The organism is Aeromonas enteropelogenes (assembly GCF_000819845.1).
Taxonomy (GTDB): Bacteria; Pseudomonadota; Gammaproteobacteria; order Enterobacterales; family Aeromonadaceae; genus Aeromonas; species Aeromonas enteropelogenes.
Window position 1 is genome coordinate 35,775 of the sequence record NZ_CDCG01000039.1, and the last position, 17,683, is coordinate 53,457.

At 61.9% G+C, this 17,683-nt stretch carries 18 protein-coding genes; 6 read left to right on the forward strand and 12 right to left on the reverse strand.

The window, feature by feature from the left end; translation table 11 throughout:
• Positions 1–364: 364 nt before the first annotated feature.
• Positions 365–1,120 carry a uridine phosphorylase gene (gene udp / locus BN1123_RS16775; protein WP_042028420.1) on the forward strand — a complete coding sequence of 252 codons (756 nt, stop codon included), beginning with the start codon at positions 365–367 and terminating at the stop codon, positions 1,118–1,120.
• Between the two features lie 129 nt (positions 1,121–1,249).
• Here udp and BN1123_RS16780 read toward each other — a convergent pair whose 3' ends face one another.
• The gene (locus BN1123_RS16780; protein WP_042028421.1) at positions 1,250–1,945 is read right to left on the reverse strand and encodes an RluA family pseudouridine synthase; all 696 of its coding nucleotides are present in this window, start codon (positions 1,943–1,945) and stop codon (positions 1,250–1,252) included.
• Between the two features lie 198 nt (positions 1,946–2,143).
• On the opposite strand from BN1123_RS16780, the gene rihA reads away from it, so the two are divergent.
• Together rihA and BN1123_RS16790 are read left to right on the forward strand one after the other, a co-directional pair.
• Positions 2,144–3,079 carry a pyrimidine-specific ribonucleoside hydrolase RihA gene (gene rihA / locus BN1123_RS16785; RefSeq protein ID WP_042028422.1) on the forward strand — a complete coding sequence of 312 codons (936 nt, stop codon included), beginning with the start codon at positions 2,144–2,146 and terminating at the stop codon, positions 3,077–3,079.
• A 33-nt stretch (positions 3,080–3,112) separates the two neighbouring features.
• The gene (locus BN1123_RS16790; protein WP_042028424.1) at positions 3,113–3,583 is read left to right on the forward strand and encodes a hypothetical protein; all 471 of its coding nucleotides are present in this window, start codon (positions 3,113–3,115) and stop codon (positions 3,581–3,583) included.
• A gap of 85 nt (positions 3,584–3,668) precedes the next feature.
• Here the strand turns inward: BN1123_RS16790 and BN1123_RS16795 are convergent, their stop codons facing one another.
• The 3 genes from BN1123_RS16795 to BN1123_RS16805 all read right to left on the reverse strand — a co-directional run bounded on the left by BN1123_RS16795 (position 3,669) and on the right by BN1123_RS16805 (position 6,284).
• A complete protein-coding gene (locus tag BN1123_RS16795) occupies positions 3,669–3,965 on the reverse strand; it encodes a winged helix-turn-helix domain-containing protein (protein ID WP_026456774.1) in 297 nt (98 codons plus the stop codon).
• Entirely contained in the window at positions 3,962–4,492 is a 531-nt protein-coding gene (locus BN1123_RS16800) for a DUF1523 family protein (protein ID WP_042028425.1), read from the reverse strand. The genes BN1123_RS16795 and BN1123_RS16800 overlap by 4 nt, the downstream gene beginning before the upstream one ends.
• A gap of 169 nt (positions 4,493–4,661) precedes the next feature.
• Positions 4,662–6,284 (reverse strand): methyl-accepting chemotaxis protein, encoded by a 1,623-nt coding sequence (locus BN1123_RS16805; RefSeq protein ID WP_042028426.1) that lies wholly within the window; start codon positions 6,282–6,284, stop codon positions 4,662–4,664.
• Between the two features lie 231 nt (positions 6,285–6,515).
• Here BN1123_RS16805 and BN1123_RS16810 point away from each other — a divergent pair, with 231 nt between their 5' ends.
• A complete protein-coding gene (locus tag BN1123_RS16810; protein WP_042028428.1) occupies positions 6,516–7,148 on the forward strand; it encodes a LysE family translocator in 633 nt (210 codons plus the stop codon).
• A gap of 62 nt (positions 7,149–7,210) precedes the next feature.
• Here the strand turns inward: BN1123_RS16810 and BN1123_RS16815 are convergent, their stop codons facing one another.
• The 3 genes from BN1123_RS16815 to BN1123_RS16825 are packed head-to-tail and all read right to left on the reverse strand — an operon-like array spanning position 7,211 to position 11,332.
• The gene (locus tag BN1123_RS16815; RefSeq protein ID WP_042028429.1) at positions 7,211–8,422 is read right to left on the reverse strand and encodes a cation:proton antiporter domain-containing protein; all 1,212 of its coding nucleotides are present in this window, start codon (positions 8,420–8,422) and stop codon (positions 7,211–7,213) included.
• Between the two features lie 39 nt (positions 8,423–8,461).
• On the reverse strand, positions 8,462–9,565 hold the full coding sequence (locus tag BN1123_RS16820) for a beta-N-acetylglucosaminidase domain-containing protein (protein WP_042028430.1): 1,104 nt from the start codon (positions 9,563–9,565) through the stop codon (positions 8,462–8,464).
• A 39-nt stretch (positions 9,566–9,604) separates the two neighbouring features.
• Entirely contained in the window at positions 9,605–11,332 is a 1,728-nt protein-coding gene (locus tag BN1123_RS16825; protein ID WP_042028431.1) for a potassium/proton antiporter, read from the reverse strand.
• A 354-nt stretch (positions 11,333–11,686) separates the two neighbouring features.
• Between BN1123_RS16825 and BN1123_RS16830 the strand changes: the two genes are divergently transcribed.
• Entirely contained in the window at positions 11,687–12,958 is a 1,272-nt protein-coding gene (locus tag BN1123_RS16830) for a GGDEF domain-containing protein (RefSeq protein WP_042028433.1), read from the forward strand.
• 98 nt (positions 12,959–13,056) lie between these two features.
• On the opposite strand, the gene BN1123_RS21500 is transcribed toward BN1123_RS16830, so the two are convergent.
• The 5 genes from BN1123_RS21500 to BN1123_RS16850 all read right to left on the reverse strand — a co-directional run bounded on the left by BN1123_RS21500 (position 13,057) and on the right by BN1123_RS16850 (position 15,975).
• Positions 13,057–13,203 carry a hypothetical protein gene (locus tag BN1123_RS21500; RefSeq protein WP_124240348.1) on the reverse strand — a complete coding sequence of 49 codons (147 nt, stop codon included), beginning with the start codon at positions 13,201–13,203 and terminating at the stop codon, positions 13,057–13,059.
• Positions 13,200–13,889 (reverse strand): M15 family metallopeptidase, encoded by a 690-nt coding sequence (locus BN1123_RS16835; RefSeq protein WP_042028434.1) that lies wholly within the window; start codon positions 13,887–13,889, stop codon positions 13,200–13,202. Before BN1123_RS16835 ends, BN1123_RS21500 begins: the two co-directional genes overlap by 4 nt.
• Positions 13,890–13,941: 52 nt before the next feature.
• On the reverse strand, positions 13,942–15,069 hold the full coding sequence (dapE, locus tag BN1123_RS16840) for a succinyl-diaminopimelate desuccinylase (RefSeq protein ID WP_042028436.1): 1,128 nt from the start codon (positions 15,067–15,069) through the stop codon (positions 13,942–13,944).
• Positions 15,070–15,091: 22 nt separating this feature from the next.
• Complete coding sequence (locus BN1123_RS16845) at positions 15,092–15,442, reverse strand: ArsC family reductase (protein ID WP_042028437.1); 351 nt, start codon at positions 15,440–15,442, stop codon at positions 15,092–15,094.
• Between the two features lie 218 nt (positions 15,443–15,660).
• Entirely contained in the window at positions 15,661–15,975 is a 315-nt protein-coding gene (locus tag BN1123_RS16850; RefSeq protein ID WP_026458114.1) for a hypothetical protein, read from the reverse strand.
• 285 nt (positions 15,976–16,260) lie between these two features.
• Here BN1123_RS16850 and dcuC point away from each other — a divergent pair, with 285 nt between their 5' ends.
• The gene (gene dcuC / locus BN1123_RS16855) at positions 16,261–17,637 is read left to right on the forward strand and encodes a C4-dicarboxylate transporter DcuC (protein WP_042028438.1); all 1,377 of its coding nucleotides are present in this window, start codon (positions 16,261–16,263) and stop codon (positions 17,635–17,637) included.
• Positions 17,638–17,683: the final 46 nt, after the last annotated feature.

Sequence of the window (17,683 nt, forward strand, 5' to 3'; positions counted from 1 at the left end):
TGGTATGCGGGCTTCAACATAGCACCCAGAGAGGGGATGGAAAGGGGTCAATGGTATCTGTTTTACAACTTTATGGACTCGATCACGTACTGGCGAAACGGGGTACGACAGGGATTGACAAGGGGGAGAGACAAATGGCGACGCGAAAAACGTTTTCTAATTAATTCATCAAGTTAGCAAACGTTTTGCGCGCAATTTGCGGCTGTCAATGCATGGAAGTGTGAGGCGCTTCAAGGAATTGGCAGACGCTTTCGCCCATAGTTGGCCCTTCCCCGAACAGGGGAGCAGGCTTGAAACCTATTATTAAGAATCATCTTATCGTGCGCCCGGACCATGTTTGGCAGGGGGCAACCAGGAGTCCACTATGTCTGATGTTTTTCACTTGGGTTTGAAAAAGGCTGATCTGCAAGGCGCCACCCTGGCGATCGTCCCCGGTGATCCCGAGCGCGTGAAGCGCATCGCCGAGCTGATGGACAACCCTGTGCTGCTGGCCAGCCACCGTGAATTCACCACCTGGCGCGGCGAGATGGACGGCAAGGCCGTCATCGTCTGCTCCACCGGCATCGGCGGCCCGTCCACCTCCATCGCCGTGGAAGAGCTGGCCCAACTGGGGATCCGCACCTTCCTGCGCATCGGCACCACCGGCGCCATCCAGCCGCACCTGAACGTGGGCGATGTGATCGTCACCACCGGCTCCGTGCGTCTCGACGGTGCCAGCCTGCACTTCGCCCCGATGGAATTCCCGGCCGTCGCCGACTTCGAGTGCACCACTGCACTGGTCGAGACCGCCAAGGAGCTGGGCTCCAAGCTGCATGTGGGCGTCACTGCCTCTTCTGACACCTTCTACCCGGGTCAGGAGCGTTACGACACCTTCTCCGGTCGCGTGGTACAACGCTTCCAGGGCTCCATGAAGGAGTGGCAATCCATGGGCGTGCTGAACTTCGAAATGGAGTCCGCCACCCTGCTGACCATGTGTGCCAGCCAGGGCCTGCGCGCGGGCATGGTGGCCGGTATCATAGTGAACCGCACCCAGCAGGAGATCCCGAACGCCGAAACCATGGCGAAGACCGAATCTGATGCCATCAAGATCGTGCTGGGCGCTACCCGCAAGCTGATCTGATCGCCCTCTTTGTAACGAAGAGTACCGAGTGGGGGGTGGGGGCCGTTGCGAAAGCGCGGCCCCTATCTTTATCCGCCGTTTCCCTGTTCTTCCGTCCGCTCGCCGTTCACCTTCCCATCCACTCGCTTGTCAAAAGGGGCAGGCACACCTAGCCGCCATGGGCTCACCGCTCACTGGGTGGACAAAATCGAGTTTGCTGGCGTGCAGCATCAGCCTTGGCGCCGTTTGTGTGCCGGGTCGTTCCATGCCGCCATAGAGATCGCAGCCGAGGATAGGGTGGCCCAGCCACTGGCTGTGAATGCGCAGCTGGTGGGTGCGCCCCGTCTCCGGCACCAGCCTGACCCGGGTCAGGGGAATGGCGCCCTGCTCCCCCTGGCGCATCAGGCGCTCCACTACCTGAAAGCGGGAGCGGGCCGGTTTGCCGCTGTTATCGCAGATCTTCATCAGGGGAAAGAGCGCCGGATCCTTGGTGATGGGCGCTTCGATTATCCCCTCGTCTGCTGCCAGATGGCCGCACAGCAGGGCGTGATAGGCCTTGCTCACGGCACGCTGGCTGAATTGGTGGCAGAGGGCGGCATTGATGGCCTTGTTTCTGGCCACCACCATGATGCCCGAAGTGCCAAAGTCGAGGCGGTGTACCAGAGTACAGCCGGGATACGCTTGCACCAGCCGATGGTGGACCGAGTCGAGGTTTTGCGGGTTCTTGCCCGAGAGGCTCAGCAGGCCGCTCGGCTTGTTGATGAGCAGCAGGTGCTCGTCTGCAAACAGGATCTCGATGGCAGCCTCGCAGGGCGGGGCGATAAAGGTATCGACGATAACGGACATAAGGGACGCGGGCTGGAAAAGGGGGAAGGGATCATACCCGAACGGGCGGCGCGCGGCGAATCGGGGTGGAGGGCTGGCTGATGTGCGCGGTAACTACTTGATTAGTCGGGAGGGAGCCATTTTGTGACTCCCTCCCGAGTTAATCCGGCCGCCGCTTGTTAAGGTATGGCTCCCTGTCATGTTGTAAGGAGTCTGTCCATGGCGTTGCCCGTTATTCTCGATTGTGATCCCGGCCACGATGATGCCATCGCCCTCATTCTGGCGCTGGCCAGCCCCGAGCTGAAGGTGCTGGCGGTGACCACCAGCGCTGGCAACCAGACGCCGGACAAGACCCTCAACAACGCCCTGCGCATTCTCACCTTGCTGGGCCGCCACGACATTCCGGTGGCGGCGGGGGCGCCCAAACCCCTGGCCCGCGAGCTCATCATCGCCGACAACGTACACGGGGAGTCGGGCCTGGATGGCCCGAAATTGCCGGATCCCGCCTTTGCCCCACAGGCGATGACGGCACTCGAATTGATGGCCAGGTGCCTGCGCGAAAGCCCCGAGCCCGTGACCCTGGTGCCGACCGGACCGCTCACCAACATAGCCCTGCTGCTGGCGGCTCACCCCGAGCTCAGGTCCAAAATAGCCCGCATCGTGCTGATGGGGGGCGCGGCCGGATCGGGCAACTGGACCCCGGCGGCGGAATTCAACATTTATGTGGACCCAGAAGCGGCCGATATGGTGTTCAACTCAGGTATTCCCATCACCATGTGCGGCCTCGATGTGACTCACGAGGCGCAGGTGATGGACGAGGATATCGAGCGGGTGCGCGCCATCGCCAATCCGGTAGCCCAGTGCGTGGCCGGTCTGCTCGATTTCTTCATGATTTACCACCGGGATCCCAAGTGGGGATTTGCCGGTGCCCCGCTGCATGATCCCTGCACCATCGCCTGGCTGCTGGCCCCCGAGCTGTTTCATGGCATCGAATGCCGGGTCGATATCGAGACGCAGGGGGCACATACTAGCGGCATGACGGTGGTGGATCGCTACTGTCTCACCGGCAAGCCGGCCAATGCGCTGGTGTTGCTGGGGCTGGATCGCCCGGGCTTTATCGACTTGCTGGTCACGCGGCTGCGCGCCTTTGACTGAGCACAGACTCACTCTCAACAGAAGGGACAGGGAATGTGGAAGACAGGGTTGGCACTGTTGGCCGGGTTGCAACTGACCGGCTGTGCATCGCCGTTCGAGCGGATGTGGCAGGGACTGGCCACCTGCGATCTCGCCGAGCTCTATGTCGATGGCGAGACCGGGCAGGCGGCCAATGCGCAGCTCGGGAAGTACGTCCCCTACAAGGTGAGCGACGGTTTTGCCTGGTACAAGCTGCATGAAGATCTGCACGGTCTGCCGGTGGTCGGCTTTATCGTGCCGGCTTCCACCTTCGAGGTGCACGCCCTCTTTATCGATACCCCCATCGCCAACGCGCGGCGGCTGACCCACAACGCCTATGGCAGCGAGTTTGCCGACGAAACTCTGCACGACGAGGGCAAGGCTCCCCTGCTGCTGCGCGACCCCAACAACCCCAAACGCACCATCATCGACTGCACCCGTGGTGAGTCGGAAGGGGAGCAGGGGGATGCAACCCTGCCCGAATAGGGGCAATTCGGCGCACAAATCCGGCGCACAAAAAAGAGGGGCCAGCCCATCCGGCTGGCCCCTCTTGTTATCTTTTAGCCCAAGCTCAGGGATAGCTCAGGGTCTCCTTGATGACCGGCAACCTCGCGGCAATCCACTCTGGATTGATGGGGCCCCAGTCGCTGATGCGGTAGTGCCCCTGCAGATGGCGGGCCCCCTCGGTTTGCTCGAAGCCGCAGCAGATATCGAGATCCGCCAGCGCCGCCAGGGTGTCCTGGGCAGTGCGCCGCGGCATGCCGGTGGCCGCCATGATGGCGGGGACAGTATCCGTGCCCTGGCTTATCAGCCAGGCTACGTAGAGGCGGCGGTAGAAGCTGGTGCGGGTCTTGCTCGATTCCGTCATATCTCGTCCTCGAGGCGATCGAAGTAGCGCCAGGTGGCCAGCGCCGCCTTGCCCATCACCAGGGCCCAGACACCGAACCAGAACCAGCGGAAGAAGCTCCAGGTGGAGGCGTCGGGCTCTGTGCTCTCAATCTTGGTGACATTGGGGAACATGGAGAACATGTTCACGCGCCAGCCGTAGGAAGTAATGATGGCCAAGCGCTTTTCGAACTCCATGGATTTGGCCTTGGCCTGGACGTCGGCGGCGTTGAACTTGAAGTAGAAGGGCCAGCCCCACTCGGTATCTTCGTTGCGGAACACCCGGATCTGCTCACCGGGACGCTCGGTGTAGATGTAGTAGACGTCAGTGGTGGGGCCATCGGCCGGGTTCTTCTTGCTGATGGGGCCATCCTTGTCGGTACGTTTCACTTCGACCCCAGTGATGGTGGCGATGGTGTGCTCCGGCAGGTAGTAGTCGAGCCAGGTGGCAGAGAGCAGGGCGATCAGGCCCAGCAGAATAAAGGCGGGTTTCTTGAATTTCAGGCTCATGGATGTGCTCGCGTGAGGGGGAGTAACGTGCCTCTACCATACTCACATTTGGCGGAGCGGCCTAGCCCCTTATGGCACCACAAGCCAAAAAATGGCGTTTAAAACAGAAACAAACCCTTCACCTTGGCAACAAAAAAGGCCCTTGCGGGCCTTTGAAAACGGATGGCTATTACAGCTGGAACTGGGCGAGCTGCCTGCGCTGCTGCTCGGCCAGCTGGGAGAGCTCCTGGCTGGCGCTGGCGCTCTGGCTGATCCCGGCAGAGCTCTGGCTCACTATCTCGTGAATGTTGGAGATGTTGCGGCTGATGTCCGCGGTGACGCAGGACTGCTCCTCGGCGGCGGTGGCCACCTGGGCGTTGGCGTCATTGATTTGCTGCACCGCGCCGGTGATCCCGCCAAGCAGGCTCTGTACCTCGGCCGCGAGACGCTGGTTGTGCTCAAGGATGGTCAGGGTCTCCTGCACCCCCTGGTTGGCAGAGAGGGACTGGCTCTGCAACTGCTCTATGATGCCCTGGATCTCCTTGGTGGACTCCTGGGTGCGAGCCGCCAGCATCCGCACCTCGTCGGCTACCACCGCGAAGCCGCGACCGGTTTCACCGGCGCGGGCGGCCTCGATGGCGGCGTTGAGGGCCAGCAGGTTGGTCTGCTCCGAGATGCCCTGAATGACTTCAATCACCTTGCCGATCTGCTCGGACTGGGACTTGAGCCGGGCCACTACGGCGGCGGCGCTCTCCAGACTGCCCGCCATGCGATCGTTGGCGGCTACGCTCTCGCCAAAGAGAGTGAGCCCCTGCTCGACCCGGCTGTTGGCATCGCGGGCCAGATCGTCGGCCACGGCGGCGTTGTGGTTGACGTTGTCGGCGGTGCTGGAGAGTTCGGTGACCGCCGAGGCAACCTGCTCGATCTCGCCACGTTGCTGCTGGGCGTTCGCCTCGGCCTGGGTCATCACGGCGGCGAGCTCGGTGGCGGCGGAGGCCACATTCTGGCTGATGCCGGTCAGGGTCTGGATGGTGTTGCCGAGCTGGCTCAGGGTGAGGTTGATGTCCCGCGCCAGGTGGGTCACTTCGTTGTTGCCCTCTTCATTGGCACGGACGTTGAAGCGGCCCTGGGCCATGGCGCGCATCACCCCCTGCAGCTGGCTGATGGGTTGCACGATATGGCCTGACAGCCACCAGCCGCAGGCCAGGGCCGCGATCAGGGCGGCGGCCGTCAGCAGCAGGGCATGAAACAGCGCCTCATCATAGTGTTTCTGCTCCCGGACCAGTTCACCCTGGATCAGCTGGTTGATGTGGGCGGACATGCCGTCGATCTCCTTGTTCAGCTGCTCGCCCAGCTGGCGGAAATGGAGGCGGGCCGCTTCAAAGGCAACCGGATCCGCATTGCCCTGATGTTGCTGTGCCAGCAGAGGCATCATCTTGCCGCGCAGATGATCCAGATAGGCTTGCAGCGCCGCCATCACCTGGCGGTTATCCTGCTCGGCTCCCTCGATCACCAGACGGGGGAGAATGCCCCGGATCTCTTGTTCGGCTGCGTTGAGACTGGCGGGCAGCTCGGCGAATTGCTTGGCGTCGTAGAGGCCGTAGATGGCATTGGTGCGCATCCGGTAGGCGGCATGGATCAGGGTGGCAATGTCATCCTTGTGGCGGATCACGCTGGCGGTGGTTTCATTTATCTCCCGAATGGCGTTGTCGACTTCCTGTTTGCTGAATCCGGCGGTGATGACCATCAGCAGACTGGCAAGGAGTAATGGAACGAGAACTTGAAGGCGAATTGATAGATTATTCAATGACATAAAAGGCTCTAATCGGAAGAATGGCAAAGTTCGGCATCTTACACAGACGCGACAAGGATTGTCACAGACTTTGTTGCCGACGTTGGAGGTAGTTACAGTTTTTTCTTGTGGTAAAAGAGCGAGATAGACGACACTGTCTGGCCAACTTGGTATAAGTTCGACCAATCTGATTGGATTGGGTCTGTCAGTTCCCGTTTTGTCCCTGTTCTATGCGTTCCATGGAGGTGTTGTGTGTCCAGCTGGATTGATCCGGCCATTCTGGCGTTGTTTATTCCCACTTTTTTCTTTGTCTCCGTGACCCCCGGCATGTGCATGACCCTGGCGATGACCCTGGGCATGAGCCTGGGGGTGCGCCGGGCCCTGCACATGATGTGGGGGGAGCTTATCGGGGTGGGGCTGGTCTCGGTACTGTCGGTGATCGGGGTGGCGGCCATCATGCTCAACTACCCGGGGATCTTCGCCGCGTTCAAATACGTGGGGGGCGCCTATCTGATGTGGCTTGGCATCCAGATGTGGCAGGCCAAGGGCAAGATGGCCATTCCGGCGGATCTCTCGGCGGGCCAGCAGAGCAGCGCCATGGGACTGGCCATGCAGGGCTTCGTGACCGCCATCGCCAACCCCAAGGGGTGGGCCTTCATGATCTCCCTGCTGCCTCCCTTTATCTCGGCCAGCAAGCCGATGGCACCGCAGATCTCGGCACTGGTGGCTCTTATTCTGCTCATCGAGTTCTCCTGCCTGCTGCTCTACGCCAGCGGTGGCCGGACCTTGCGCCACTTCCTCGCCAGGAGTGGCAACGTCACCCTGATGAACCGCATCGCCGGCACCCTGATGTTGGGGGTCGGCGTCTGGCTGGCGCTGGGTTGACAAAAAGTGCATGAAAAATGCCCCCTCTTTGGCAAAAAGAGGGGGCATTTTTGTGGGTGACGTCAGGCCTTGCGGGTGAAGCGCCTGACCCAGGGATTGGCGCTCACCCCGTGCAGAATGACGCTCAAGATGATGGTGCAGAGCACGGTGGCGATGACGGGCAACTGGCCCGTCAGGGCTGGCTGATGCTGCAACACCATGACGGCGAAGACGATGCTGGCCAGCCCCCTTGGCCCGAACCAGCCGATAAAGAGCTTGAGTTCCAGGGATTGACCCGTGCCCAGCAGGCTCAGCCAGACCGGCACCATGCGCAGCAAGGTGAGGCTGGCGGCGCCATAGAGCCAGTACTGCCACTGCAGCAGGATGGGCAGCAGCGGCATCATGATGGCGCCAAACACCATCCAGATCACCACAGAGAACAGATCTCCGTACCCTTCGCAGCTGTCCATGTAGGCGTGCTTGTGCTCCCCCAGCCGATGGCCGATCAGCAGTCCCCCGACAAAGGCGGCGATAAAGCCGCTGCCACCCAGGGTCTGGGCCAGGGCAAAACAGAGCAGGGCCAGCCCCGGCATGGTGAGCTGGCGCCACAGCGGCAACTGCCAGCCATTGAGATAGGAGAGTTTGAGCAATCGGATGGTCAGGGTGCTGAGCACGAAGGCCACCAGCACCCCTATGCCTATCTCCTCCAATAGCAGGGTCACGGCCAGGGTGGCGGTGCCCGCGTGTTGTTCGGTGGGGGCGATCAGGGCGAGCAGCAGCAGGAGCACTGGTACACAGATGCCGTCGTTGAGGCCGCTCTCCTGATTGAGCCCCTCCCGCACCGCTGCCGGTACCGCCGGATTGCTCACCACCGCCTTGCCAAGCGCCGCATCGGTCGGAGCCAGTATGGTGGCGAGGATCGCCACCTCCAGCAGTGGCAGTTCGGGAAACAGCAGGCGGCCGAACAGGGTACCCGTCAGCAGAGTCAGGGGCAGGCCGATGAGCAGCAACCGGACGGGGAGCTGGCGGTTGGCCAGCAGCACCTGCCAGTTGGTGTTGGCGGCGTCATTGAACAGCACTATGACCAGGGCCAGCTCGGCCAGCAGTTTGAGCCCTTCGCTGTCGATATCGAGGGAGAGCAGGCCCAGGCCGCCAGAGCCCAGCACGCCGCCCACCAGCAGAAACAGCAGGGGACCGTTGATGAGCTTTGATTCGAAGCGTCCGGCAATCAGGCTGTAGAGCAGTAAAAAGGCGGCGAGCACCGCCAGGTTCTGGTAGATCACAGACGCCTCCATGGGCTCTCCTCCTCGTTACTCCCTGCCATCATAGGGACGTCAATCGGTCAGGCAGTCCGGATCGAACACATATTTCCCCTCCAGCCAGCCCACGATCTCGTCGACGCAGGCCTGGTCGCGAAACGGCAGGTAGCGCGCCTTGAGGTGGCTTATTTGCTCCGGGGTGAGCTGGGCCAGGCCTATATCCTGGAAAAGCGGCAAGTCGGCGTCGATCATCGCCGAGATCTGCGGACCGCAGGTGGCGTTGAGGGAGGCGTGCAGTGCCTTGTCCGGATCATACTGCTTGCCGAGCCGATAGCTCATGGGCAGGGTGGCGAGCGGCAGGGCAGAGAGGGCGGCCTGCTTCATGGGATTGACCGCATGACCGCTGACCAGATCCGCAAGCTCGGCGGGGCGGTTCTCGAAGGCGCGCAGATGCAGGAAGTTGCTCGCCTTGCTGCCATCGTTGACCGGGTAGTTGTCCCACAGGAAGGGCTTGCGCCCGAGCAGTCCGGTCACCTGTTTAAGGTGCGCCGCCGGGTATTCGCTCGAGCAGACCCTGGGGCCGGTCCAGAAGATCTCGAAGCGGCGGTCTAGCTGCTCGCCGATATCTTCCAGATAGCGGGGAGGCATGGCGCCAAACACCTTCTCCAGCACGGGATCGGTCGAGTAGTAGCTGGGGCAGAAGATGAGCCGGCCCGCCTTGCTGTGAGCCGCGATGTCGTGGGCGATGGTGAGCTGATGATGGGCGAGATCCGGGGTATCCCCCTTCATGTCGTCAAACAGCACCGCCAGAATGTCGGGCTGGAGTGTCTCTTCGATGAGGCGCACCTTCTCGAGCAGCGCGGGACGCTTTCGCTCGTAATCGTGGTGGGCCCCCATGGGGCTCAGGCCCACCCCGAAGGCGAGACCGTTGTCACGGCACTGCTGGGCGAGGCGGGCCAGGTCTGCCAGATGTTGCTCTGGCCAGGGCTGGGCCCAGTGCTTGCGCAGATAGCCATCCTCTTTCGGGGCATAGATATAGAAACCATAGCCGTGGCGAGGCAGCCACTGGGCGTAGCGGGCGCGTGCCTGCCAGCTCCATCCCTTGCCAAAGAATCCTTCGATCACCCCCAGGTTGGGGAAGGGGGCCTGGGGGCCGGACAGCATGTTTTGATATGGCATAACTTCTCTCCCTTCTCGTTTGGAGGTCGGGACCCGGGGTTACACCGGATCTTCTTCCTGGAAACGCACCCCGATTTTGCTCGGCACGCTCTCGTCCATTTCGGCCACGGTCCAGATCAGGCCCTGCCATTCGATGTTGTCACCGACCACCAGATTATCGCCCAACAGGGAGGCAATAAAATCCCCCAGCGTCTGATCCGCCACCTCGCTCACATCCAGCCCGTAGAGGGGGGCAAGATCGATGAGGCGCGCGGAGGCTTCCAGCAGGAAGTCACCGAAGAAGCGTGGGCCCAGATCCTGCTCCGGCGCCTGGCTGAACAGCTGGCCGAGGGCGGGGAGATCGTGCTCGTGACCGATGACGCAGAGGATGTCATCGGCCAGCAGGCAGGTACTGCCTGAGGGATGCAGCAATTCGCGGCCGCGAAACAGGGCGCTGACCCGGGTGCCGGCGGGCATCTTGAGATCCCTCAGCGGCGAGCCGATGCACCACTTCTCGGCTCCCAGCCGGTAGACGAAGGTCTCCCACTGGCTGTCGAGATCGATCTCGAGGCCGGAGCGGTTGATGGGGGACGGGGGCGCCGGCACCTCGACTCGTGCCAGCCTGGAGGCTAGCGGCAGGGAGCTGCCCTGCAGGATGAGGGAGACCAGCACCACGAAGAAGGCCACATTGAAATAGAGCTGGGCATTGGGCAGCCCCGCCATCATGGGGAAGACCGCCAGAATGATGGGCACGGCGCCGCGCAGCCCCACCCAGGAGATGAACCAGCGCTCGCGGGGGGCAAAGTTCTTGAACGGCAGCAGACCAATCCAGACAGAGACGGGGCGGGCAAACAGGATCATCCACATCGCCAGCGCCAGGGCCGGCAGGGCGATGGGCAGCAGCTTGTGGGGGGAAGCGAGCAACCCCAGCACCAGGAACATGCCGATTTGGCTGAGCCAGGTCAGGCCGTCCAGCACCGACAGTGTGCTGCTGCGACTGCGCAGGGCGAGGTTGCCGAGCAGCAGACCGGTGAGGTAGATGGCGAGGATGCCGCTGCCCCCCACCGCCGTGGTGAGGGCGAAGATCAAGAGGCCACCGCTGACGGTGAGCAGGGGATAGAGGCCGGGAGCCAGTTTGGCGTTGTTGATGAGCTTCCATAGCAGCCAGCCGCCGGCCAGGCCTATGCCGGCCCCCATGCCAAATTGCTGCAGCAGTTGCAGCAGCAGGAAACCGGCATCCAGCCCCTGTTGGGCGGTGGCCAGCACCTCGATCAGGGTGACGGTGAGAAACACCGCCATGGGATCGTTGCTGCCCGACTCTATCTCCAGGGTCGCGCTGACCCGCTCGTTGAGGCTGCGCCCGCCAAGCAGGGAGAAGACTGCCGCCGCATCGGTGGAACCGACGATGGCGCCGATCAGCATCCCTTGCAGCAGATTGAGGTCAAACAGCCAGGCGGCGGCCAGACCCGTCAGGCCCGTGGTGATGGCGACGCCCACGGTGGCAAGCGACAGGGCGGGCCAGAGTGCCACCCGAAAGGACGAGACCCGGGTGCGCATGCCGCCGTCGAGCAATATGATGGCCAGCGCCAGGTTGCCCACCAGATAGGCGACCGAGTAGTCGGCGAACTGGATGCCACCGGGTCCATCTTCCCCCGCCAGCATGCCGACGGCGAGAAAGATCACCAGGATGGGGATGCCGAGGCGGGAAGAGAGAGCACTCAGCAAGACGCTGGCTCCCACCAACAGGGCACCGATGAAGAAGAAACTGTTGATGGTGACGGCATCCAAGGGCGAACTCCTTCCTGGCTGGTGTAAAGTAGGCACATTATATGCAGCAAATGTGACAATGTGGCGATTTTGTGTCTCGAATTTGCAATTCATTACATTTCTCCGCCTCTGGCCGGACGCAGTCTGTCGGTACACCTATGAATCCCTTTCCTCGACCCCGCCGACATCCTGCCATCCCGGAAGCGGTTTTTGTCCTATTTCTTTCCCCTCTCAATTCGCGTCGTCCGCCCGATATGTGCCCCCCGTCCGGTTTTCGAGATGACTACTGCTTGAAGTGTTAATAAAAAACCGTTTTCTCAGCGAACTGAGGTATATTCCGGCCATGATGCAATTGACGCTTGGATCGGAATAATAATGTTACAACTCAGACGGTTATGGTGGCTCCTAGCCCTCTTGATGGTGACCTCGCTGCTCCTGGTCGCACTGTTTGAGTGGGGCCCCAGACGCCATCTGGTGATAGTGCCGAGTGACAACTGGGAGGTCGCTACCATCGACGATCGCCCCACGGGGGGGGACTCGGTAGCAACTCTGGCGGCGCAAGGAACCGGGATGACGTGCGAGCTGGGGAGCCAATACCGCTGGCCCTACTGCGAACTGGCGATCACCCTCACCGCCCCCGAACAGGGGATCGATCTCTCCGATTTCGATAACCTGATCCTGCAGCTGGAAGGAGAGGGTCCGAGTGACGTCGCCTGGCGTATCTATCTGCGCAACTACCACCCCGACTACTCCCGGGCCGGGGATCCTGTCTCCCACAAGGTCAACGCCATCCTGTTCGACCCCAAACAGTACCCGGGGCGGGTCGAGATCCCCCTCAAGCTCTTTACCCCCACCACCTGGTGGCTGACCGACTACGACATTCCCCTGATGCAGCAGGGGCAGGATCTGAGCCGGGTCTTCGCCATCGAACTGGCGACCGGCTCGGGGGCGGTGCCGGGCCATTATCAACTCAAGGTGGAGACGCTGATCTTCGAGGGGCCCTGGATGTCGCCCACCCTCTTCTATCGGGCCCTCTTCATCGGCTGGAGCCTGTCGGTGATCTCCTTGCTGCTGATGGATTATCTCGGGATGCGACGACGCCTGGCGAAGTTAAGCAGGCAAGCCAGGCAGACCATGGCGCGCAACCGGGATCTCGAGCTGGAGTACCGGATGGCCAGCAACCAGGTGCGATATGACCCACTGACCGGGGCATTGAGTCGCTATGAGGGGGAGTCCAGGCTGGTGCACCACGGCGGCGAGATGACCCTGGTGTTTATCGATATCGACCACTTCAAGCAGATTAACGACAGCCACGGTCATCCGGTGGGTGACGAGGTGCTCAAGTGCCTGGTGAGCGAGTTGCTGCTGCAACTGGAGGATGGGGACATGCTCTGTCGCTGGGGCGGGGAGGAGTTCGTATTGCTGCTGCCCGGGCGCTCATTGGCCTGGGGCCAGGCCCTGGCCGAGCGCCTGCGTCTGGCGATGGTCGAGAGTCGCAACTGGCCGCTTGGGATAGCAGTCACCGCCTCGTTCGGGGTGGCAAGCCGCCGGCCTGATGAGCCGCTGCTCAAGACGTTGCAGCGCGCCGACATGGCGCTCTATCGCGCCAAGGGGGCGGGGCGCAACCGGGTAGACGTCGCCGACTGAGGCGGATAAAAAGCGGCGGCCAGTCTCTGCTGGCCGCCTGTGAAGCTTGGTTGTGGCCCGGGATGCCGCCATCCATCGGGCCGGGTTTATTCGCGAAGTCAGTCGTCCTCGTCATCCTTCACTTCGCGGATCTTGTCCTTATACTTGGGCAACTGCTTTTCCAGCTGTTTCATGTCCTTGATGGCATTGAGAAACAGCCCGAGCAGGAAGAGCAGTGGCAAACCTATCCAGAGCCATAAATTCATAATGTCGTCCTCTCGTCACTCTCGATAGTCACATAACGGGCCAGGATCTCGTCGAGATGGGCCAGTATGGTCTCCTTGCCTTCAATATCCGCCTGTTGCAGGCAAAGTGCCAGCGCATCCGGTTCGAGGCGCAGCTCCCGCGATTCGGGGGCAAAACTCAGATGCCAGGGTTCATAGGCAACGCCCTGGCCAGCCCCGACCGGCTTGTCATACGGCAGGAAGAAGCCAAAATCGTTCATCCGCTCGCCGAGCCATTCGCTCAGGTCGGCAAACCAGCCCCCCTCCTCGTACTCCCAGGGCTCCAGCGCCAGCTTGGTGTCCGTGGGCAAGCAGTCCGGGTCGTAGATATCGAGATCCGTGCCCCAGTGATGGCGGCTGGTGCCCGGCAGGGCGCTCCAGCGCAGGATGGCGTGCAGCCGCTCCTCGTCGCTCAGTTGCAGGGCATCGATGGGCTGGCTGGTGGCATCCAGCAGCGGCCGCTCGCCGCGCCACTTGCCGTTCCAGATGGCGAGCTGGCGCTCGAAGCTGCGCCAGCTGGAGGCCGCCTGCAGGTTGAAGCCGTCGTGGGCCGCTGCCACCTGCATGTCGTTGAAGGCCGCCGCAGTGGCGGCGGTCAGGCGATGGGGCCCGCGCCCCATCAGGATAAGATGGCTCTCGTCGAGCCCCAGCAGTTGATCCTGGGTCATATCACAGTCCCTCCGATGGGTCTTGGAAGAGAAAAGCGTTGCTGGTCCGGGTTCACGCCAGCAACCGCGTCAGTACCCCTTGATACATGTCCGCCAGGAGATCCAGATCTTCGGCCTTCACGCACTCGTTCACTTTGTGGATGGTGGCGTTGACCGGACCCAGCTCAATGACTTCCGCCCCGGTGGGGGCGATAAAGCGCCCATCAGACGTTCCCCCCGTGGTGAGCAGAGCCGGCTGCTGGCCGTTGACCTGCTCGATGGCGCCCACGGTCGCCTCAAGCAGAGCGCCGGTGTCGGTGAGGAAGGGCTGGCCGGAGAGGGTCCACGTGAGCTGGTAGTCGAGGCCGTGTCGGTCCAGCAGCGCCTCGACCCGCTCGCGGATATCCGTGTCGGTGAGTTCGGTGCTGAAGCGGAAGTTGAACTGGACGTGCAGCTCTCCCGGAATGACGTTGGAGGCGCCGGTGCCGGCCTGGATGTTGGCGATCTGGAAGCTGGTGGGGGGGAAGTAGGCGTTGCCCTCATCCCACACGGTGGCGGCGAGTTCCGCCAGCGCCGGCGCTGCCTTGTGGATCGGGTTGTCCGCCAGATGGGGGTAGGCCACGTGGCCCTGCACTCCGCGCACCAGCAGATCGCCGGTGATGGAGCCGCGCCGGCCATTTTTCACCACGTCGCCCACCTGATTGGTGGAGGAGGGCTCGCCGACGATGCACCAGGTGATCTTTTCCTGGCGCGCCTCCAGGGTGTCGATTACCCGGGTGGTGCCGTTGATAAAGGGGCCCTCTTCATCTGAGGTGATGAGAAAGGCAATCGATCCCTGGTGATCCGGATGTTCGGCCACGAAACGCTCGGTGGCCACCACCATGGCGGCCAGCGACCCCTTCATGTCGGCGGCGCCGCGCCCGTACAACACGCCATCTTGAATGGTCGGCTCGAACGGCGGGGTGTGCCATTTATCGAGCGGCCCGGCCGGCACCACGTCAGTGTGACCGGCAAAACAGAATAGCGGCCCTTCGCTGCCACGCCGTGCCCACAGGTTGGTGGTGTCCTCGAACACCATGGGTTCGATGACAAAACCAAGACGAGCGAGGCGTTCGCTCATCAGGGTCTGGCACCCTTCATCCAGCGGGGTAACGGAGGGGCGGCGGATCAGATCCTTGGCCAGTGCGATGACATCCGACATCGGTGTTCCTTAAAAGCAGAGGTTAACGAGAGAAGAGGGATTGGTAGTGGTCAGCCTTGAACCCCAGGGTCAGTTCGCCGTCGCAGTCCAGCAGCGGGCGCTTGATCATCGCCGGGTGCGCCAGCAGCAGGGCACGGGCCTTGTCGTTGTCGAGCCCCTGCTTCTCCTCTTCCGGCAGGGCGCGGAAGGTGGTGCCACGGGTGTTGAGCAGGGCTTCCCAGCCGAGTTTGGCGAGCCAGCCATCCAGCGCGGCCGGATCCAGGCCATCGGCCCTGTGGTCGTGAAAGCGGTAGTCGACACCAGCCTCATCCAGCCACTTGCGGGCTTTCTTGATGGTGTCGCAGTTTTTGATGCCATAGAGGGTGGTGGCCATGGGGAGTCCTTGTCTGCGGGCACGGGCCCTGAAATCGGAAACTTGAGATCGATACGGGAAATCAAGGAGAGGCACGATTCTGGCATTGTGGCGATCCCAAGGCAATCACCGGGGCGTGTCAGTTGGCCGTTGCAGAGCGGAAAATGGCGGGCAGCCAGGGGGCTGATAGCCAAAACGCGCCTTCGGGCGCGTTTTGGAGGAGGGAAGGAGCGGCAGGATCAGTGCAGCGTGGTCCACTCGTGATCAAAGACCCGGGCACGTTCCCAGGGAGCGTCCGGCAGACTGGAGGAGAGGCCGGTATATTTGCCCACATCGTCCACCACGATGGCGGAGAGGATCGGCAGATTGTTTTCGGTGCAGTACATGCGAATACGCTGCAGCAGGGTGCGCAGCTCGTCCTGGCACTGTTCCAGCCCGGCCTGTCTGGCCAGTTTGGAGTAGCGAATGGTGGTGCGTTCCCTTGCAGACTCGATGAGGATGTCCCACAGCTTGTAGTCGCAGGTTGAAGTCTCTGCGGTGGCTTGGCTTGTCATAACTCTCTCCGGTGCGAAATGGTCGCTAGGTGTCGATGCGCATCTTGGCGGCTTCAGGGCTCTCTGATGTTGATCCAACGCAAAAAAGAGACCAGTTATGTCGCACGATTCGTGAATAATCTCAGGCAATATGCATGAATCAGTTTAAATATCGAAATTTTGTTAACTGACCGACATATTATGCTGCTAAATGGCGGCGAGTTCACCTTTATTGATGGGGATCAAAGGCTGCTGGCAGAGGGCACACTAGATTTCGCTTTTCGATAAATCTGTCAGGAGTCTGTGTTGGAACTTCTATTCGTCCTGTTCGTCCTGGTGGCCGTGGTTTACGGCATCATCAAGGATTACAACCCGCAAGCCGTGCTGGCGCTGGCGGGCATGGCCATTTTCACCCTGGCCTACTGGCTGGGACTGCACCCCATACTGCCTGCCGACAAGAGCACAGGCTTCGCCCTGTTCGACCTGTTCGAGGTGTTCAAGGGGATCTTCTCCTACCGCGCGGCCGGGCTGGGTCTCACCATCATGGCGGTGGCCGGCTTTGCCACCTACATGTCCCACATTGGCGCCTCCCAGGCGCTGGTGCGGGTGGCGGTCAAACCGGTGGCGGGCATTCAGTCCAGCTACCTGATGCTGGCCATCTGCTACCTGGTGGCGGTGTTCGTCTCCCTGTTTGTCACCTCGGCGACCGGCCTTGGCCTGCTCTTGATGGTCACCATGTACCCGGTGATGCGCAACCTCGGCATCAGCCCGGCCTCCGCCTGCGGCGTCATCGCCACTTCCCAGGCGTTCGAGATTGGCCCGACCCAGACCAACGCCATCTTCTCGGCCGGCCAGTCTGGCATGGATCCCACCAGTTACTTCGTCGACTACCAGATCTGGCTGGTGGCCCCCATGCTGCTGGTGACCATGGTGCTGCACTTCTTCTGGCAGCGTCACTGCGATCGCAAAGATGGCTGGGATCCGGCCTTGCATCGCGGCGAGCACGCCGAGTTGGACGAGAAGGGAACGGACGAGGTCAAGGCGCCGACCTGGTATGCCCTGCTGCCCATCATTCCCTTCGTGCTGATGATGACCTTCTCCAAGCTGCTGGTGAGCGATATCAAGATGAGCGTGGAAGTGGCCATGCTGCTGTCGGTCTTCATCGGCATGCTGTGCGAGCTGCTGCGTTCGCGCTCGGTGCGTACCTCCTTCGCCGGCCTGTCGAGCTTCCTCGACGGCATGGGCAAGGTGTTCGGTCCTGTGGTGGCGCTCATCGTCTGCGCCGAGCTGTTTGCCGAGTCCCTCAAGGCCATCGGCGCCATCGACACCCTGCTCCATTCGGCCAGCGACGCCGGCATCGGCAGCGGTCTGATGACCCTCGTCATGGTGGGCCTCATCATGGTGGCGGCCGTCATCATGGGCTCCGGCAACGCGGCCTTCCTGAGCTTCTCTACCCTGGCTCCCGCGGTGGCGGCCAAGTTTGGCGTGCCGGCGGTGACCATGTTGCTGCCGATGCAGCTGGCCTCCAGTATCGGGCGCAGCATCTCCCCCATCGCGGCCGTGGTGATTGCCTGTGCAGGCATCGCCAAAGTGTCGCCCTTCGTGGTGGTGAAGCGCACCAGCGTGCCCATGGCGGGGGCGCTGATCACCGCCCTGACACTCAACTACCTGCTGTTTATGTAATGGTTTTTTGACGGTATTGGCGAGGCGGGCAGCCAGGCTGCCCGCC

Bases quoted from the DNA above. Each gene is read 5' to 3' on its own strand.
- udp (WP_042028420.1), top strand. From the start codon at position 365: ATGTCTGATGTTTTTCACTTGGGTTTGAAAAAGGCTGATCTGCAAGGC.
- BN1123_RS16780 (WP_042028421.1), bottom strand. From the start codon at position 1,945: ATGTCCGTTATCGTCGATACCTTTATCGCCCCGCCCTGCGAGGCTGCC.
- rihA (WP_042028422.1), top strand. From the start codon at position 2,144: ATGGCGTTGCCCGTTATTCTCGATTGTGATCCCGGCCACGATGATGCC.
- BN1123_RS16790 (WP_042028424.1), top strand. From the start codon at position 3,113: ATGTGGAAGACAGGGTTGGCACTGTTGGCCGGGTTGCAACTGACCGGC.
- BN1123_RS16795 (WP_026456774.1), bottom strand. From the start codon at position 3,965: ATGACGGAATCGAGCAAGACCCGCACCAGCTTCTACCGCCGCCTCTAC.
- BN1123_RS16800 (WP_042028425.1), bottom strand. From the start codon at position 4,492: ATGAGCCTGAAATTCAAGAAACCCGCCTTTATTCTGCTGGGCCTGATC.
- BN1123_RS16805 (WP_042028426.1), bottom strand. From the start codon at position 6,284: ATGTCATTGAATAATCTATCAATTCGCCTTCAAGTTCTCGTTCCATTA.
- BN1123_RS16815 (WP_042028429.1), bottom strand. From the start codon at position 8,422: ATGGAGGCGTCTGTGATCTACCAGAACCTGGCGGTGCTCGCCGCCTTT.
- BN1123_RS16820 (WP_042028430.1), bottom strand. From the start codon at position 9,565: ATGCCATATCAAAACATGCTGTCCGGCCCCCAGGCCCCCTTCCCCAAC.
- BN1123_RS16830 (WP_042028433.1), top strand. From the start codon at position 11,687: ATGTTACAACTCAGACGGTTATGGTGGCTCCTAGCCCTCTTGATGGTG.
- BN1123_RS21500 (WP_124240348.1), bottom strand. From the start codon at position 13,203: ATGAATTTATGGCTCTGGATAGGTTTGCCACTGCTCTTCCTGCTCGGG.
- BN1123_RS16835 (WP_042028434.1), bottom strand. From the start codon at position 13,889: ATGACCCAGGATCAACTGCTGGGGCTCGACGAGAGCCATCTTATCCTG.
- dapE (WP_042028436.1), bottom strand. From the start codon at position 15,069: ATGTCGGATGTCATCGCACTGGCCAAGGATCTGATCCGCCGCCCCTCC.
- BN1123_RS16845 (WP_042028437.1), bottom strand. From the start codon at position 15,442: ATGGCCACCACCCTCTATGGCATCAAAAACTGCGACACCATCAAGAAA.
- BN1123_RS16850 (WP_026458114.1), bottom strand. From the start codon at position 15,975: ATGACAAGCCAAGCCACCGCAGAGACTTCAACCTGCGACTACAAGCTG.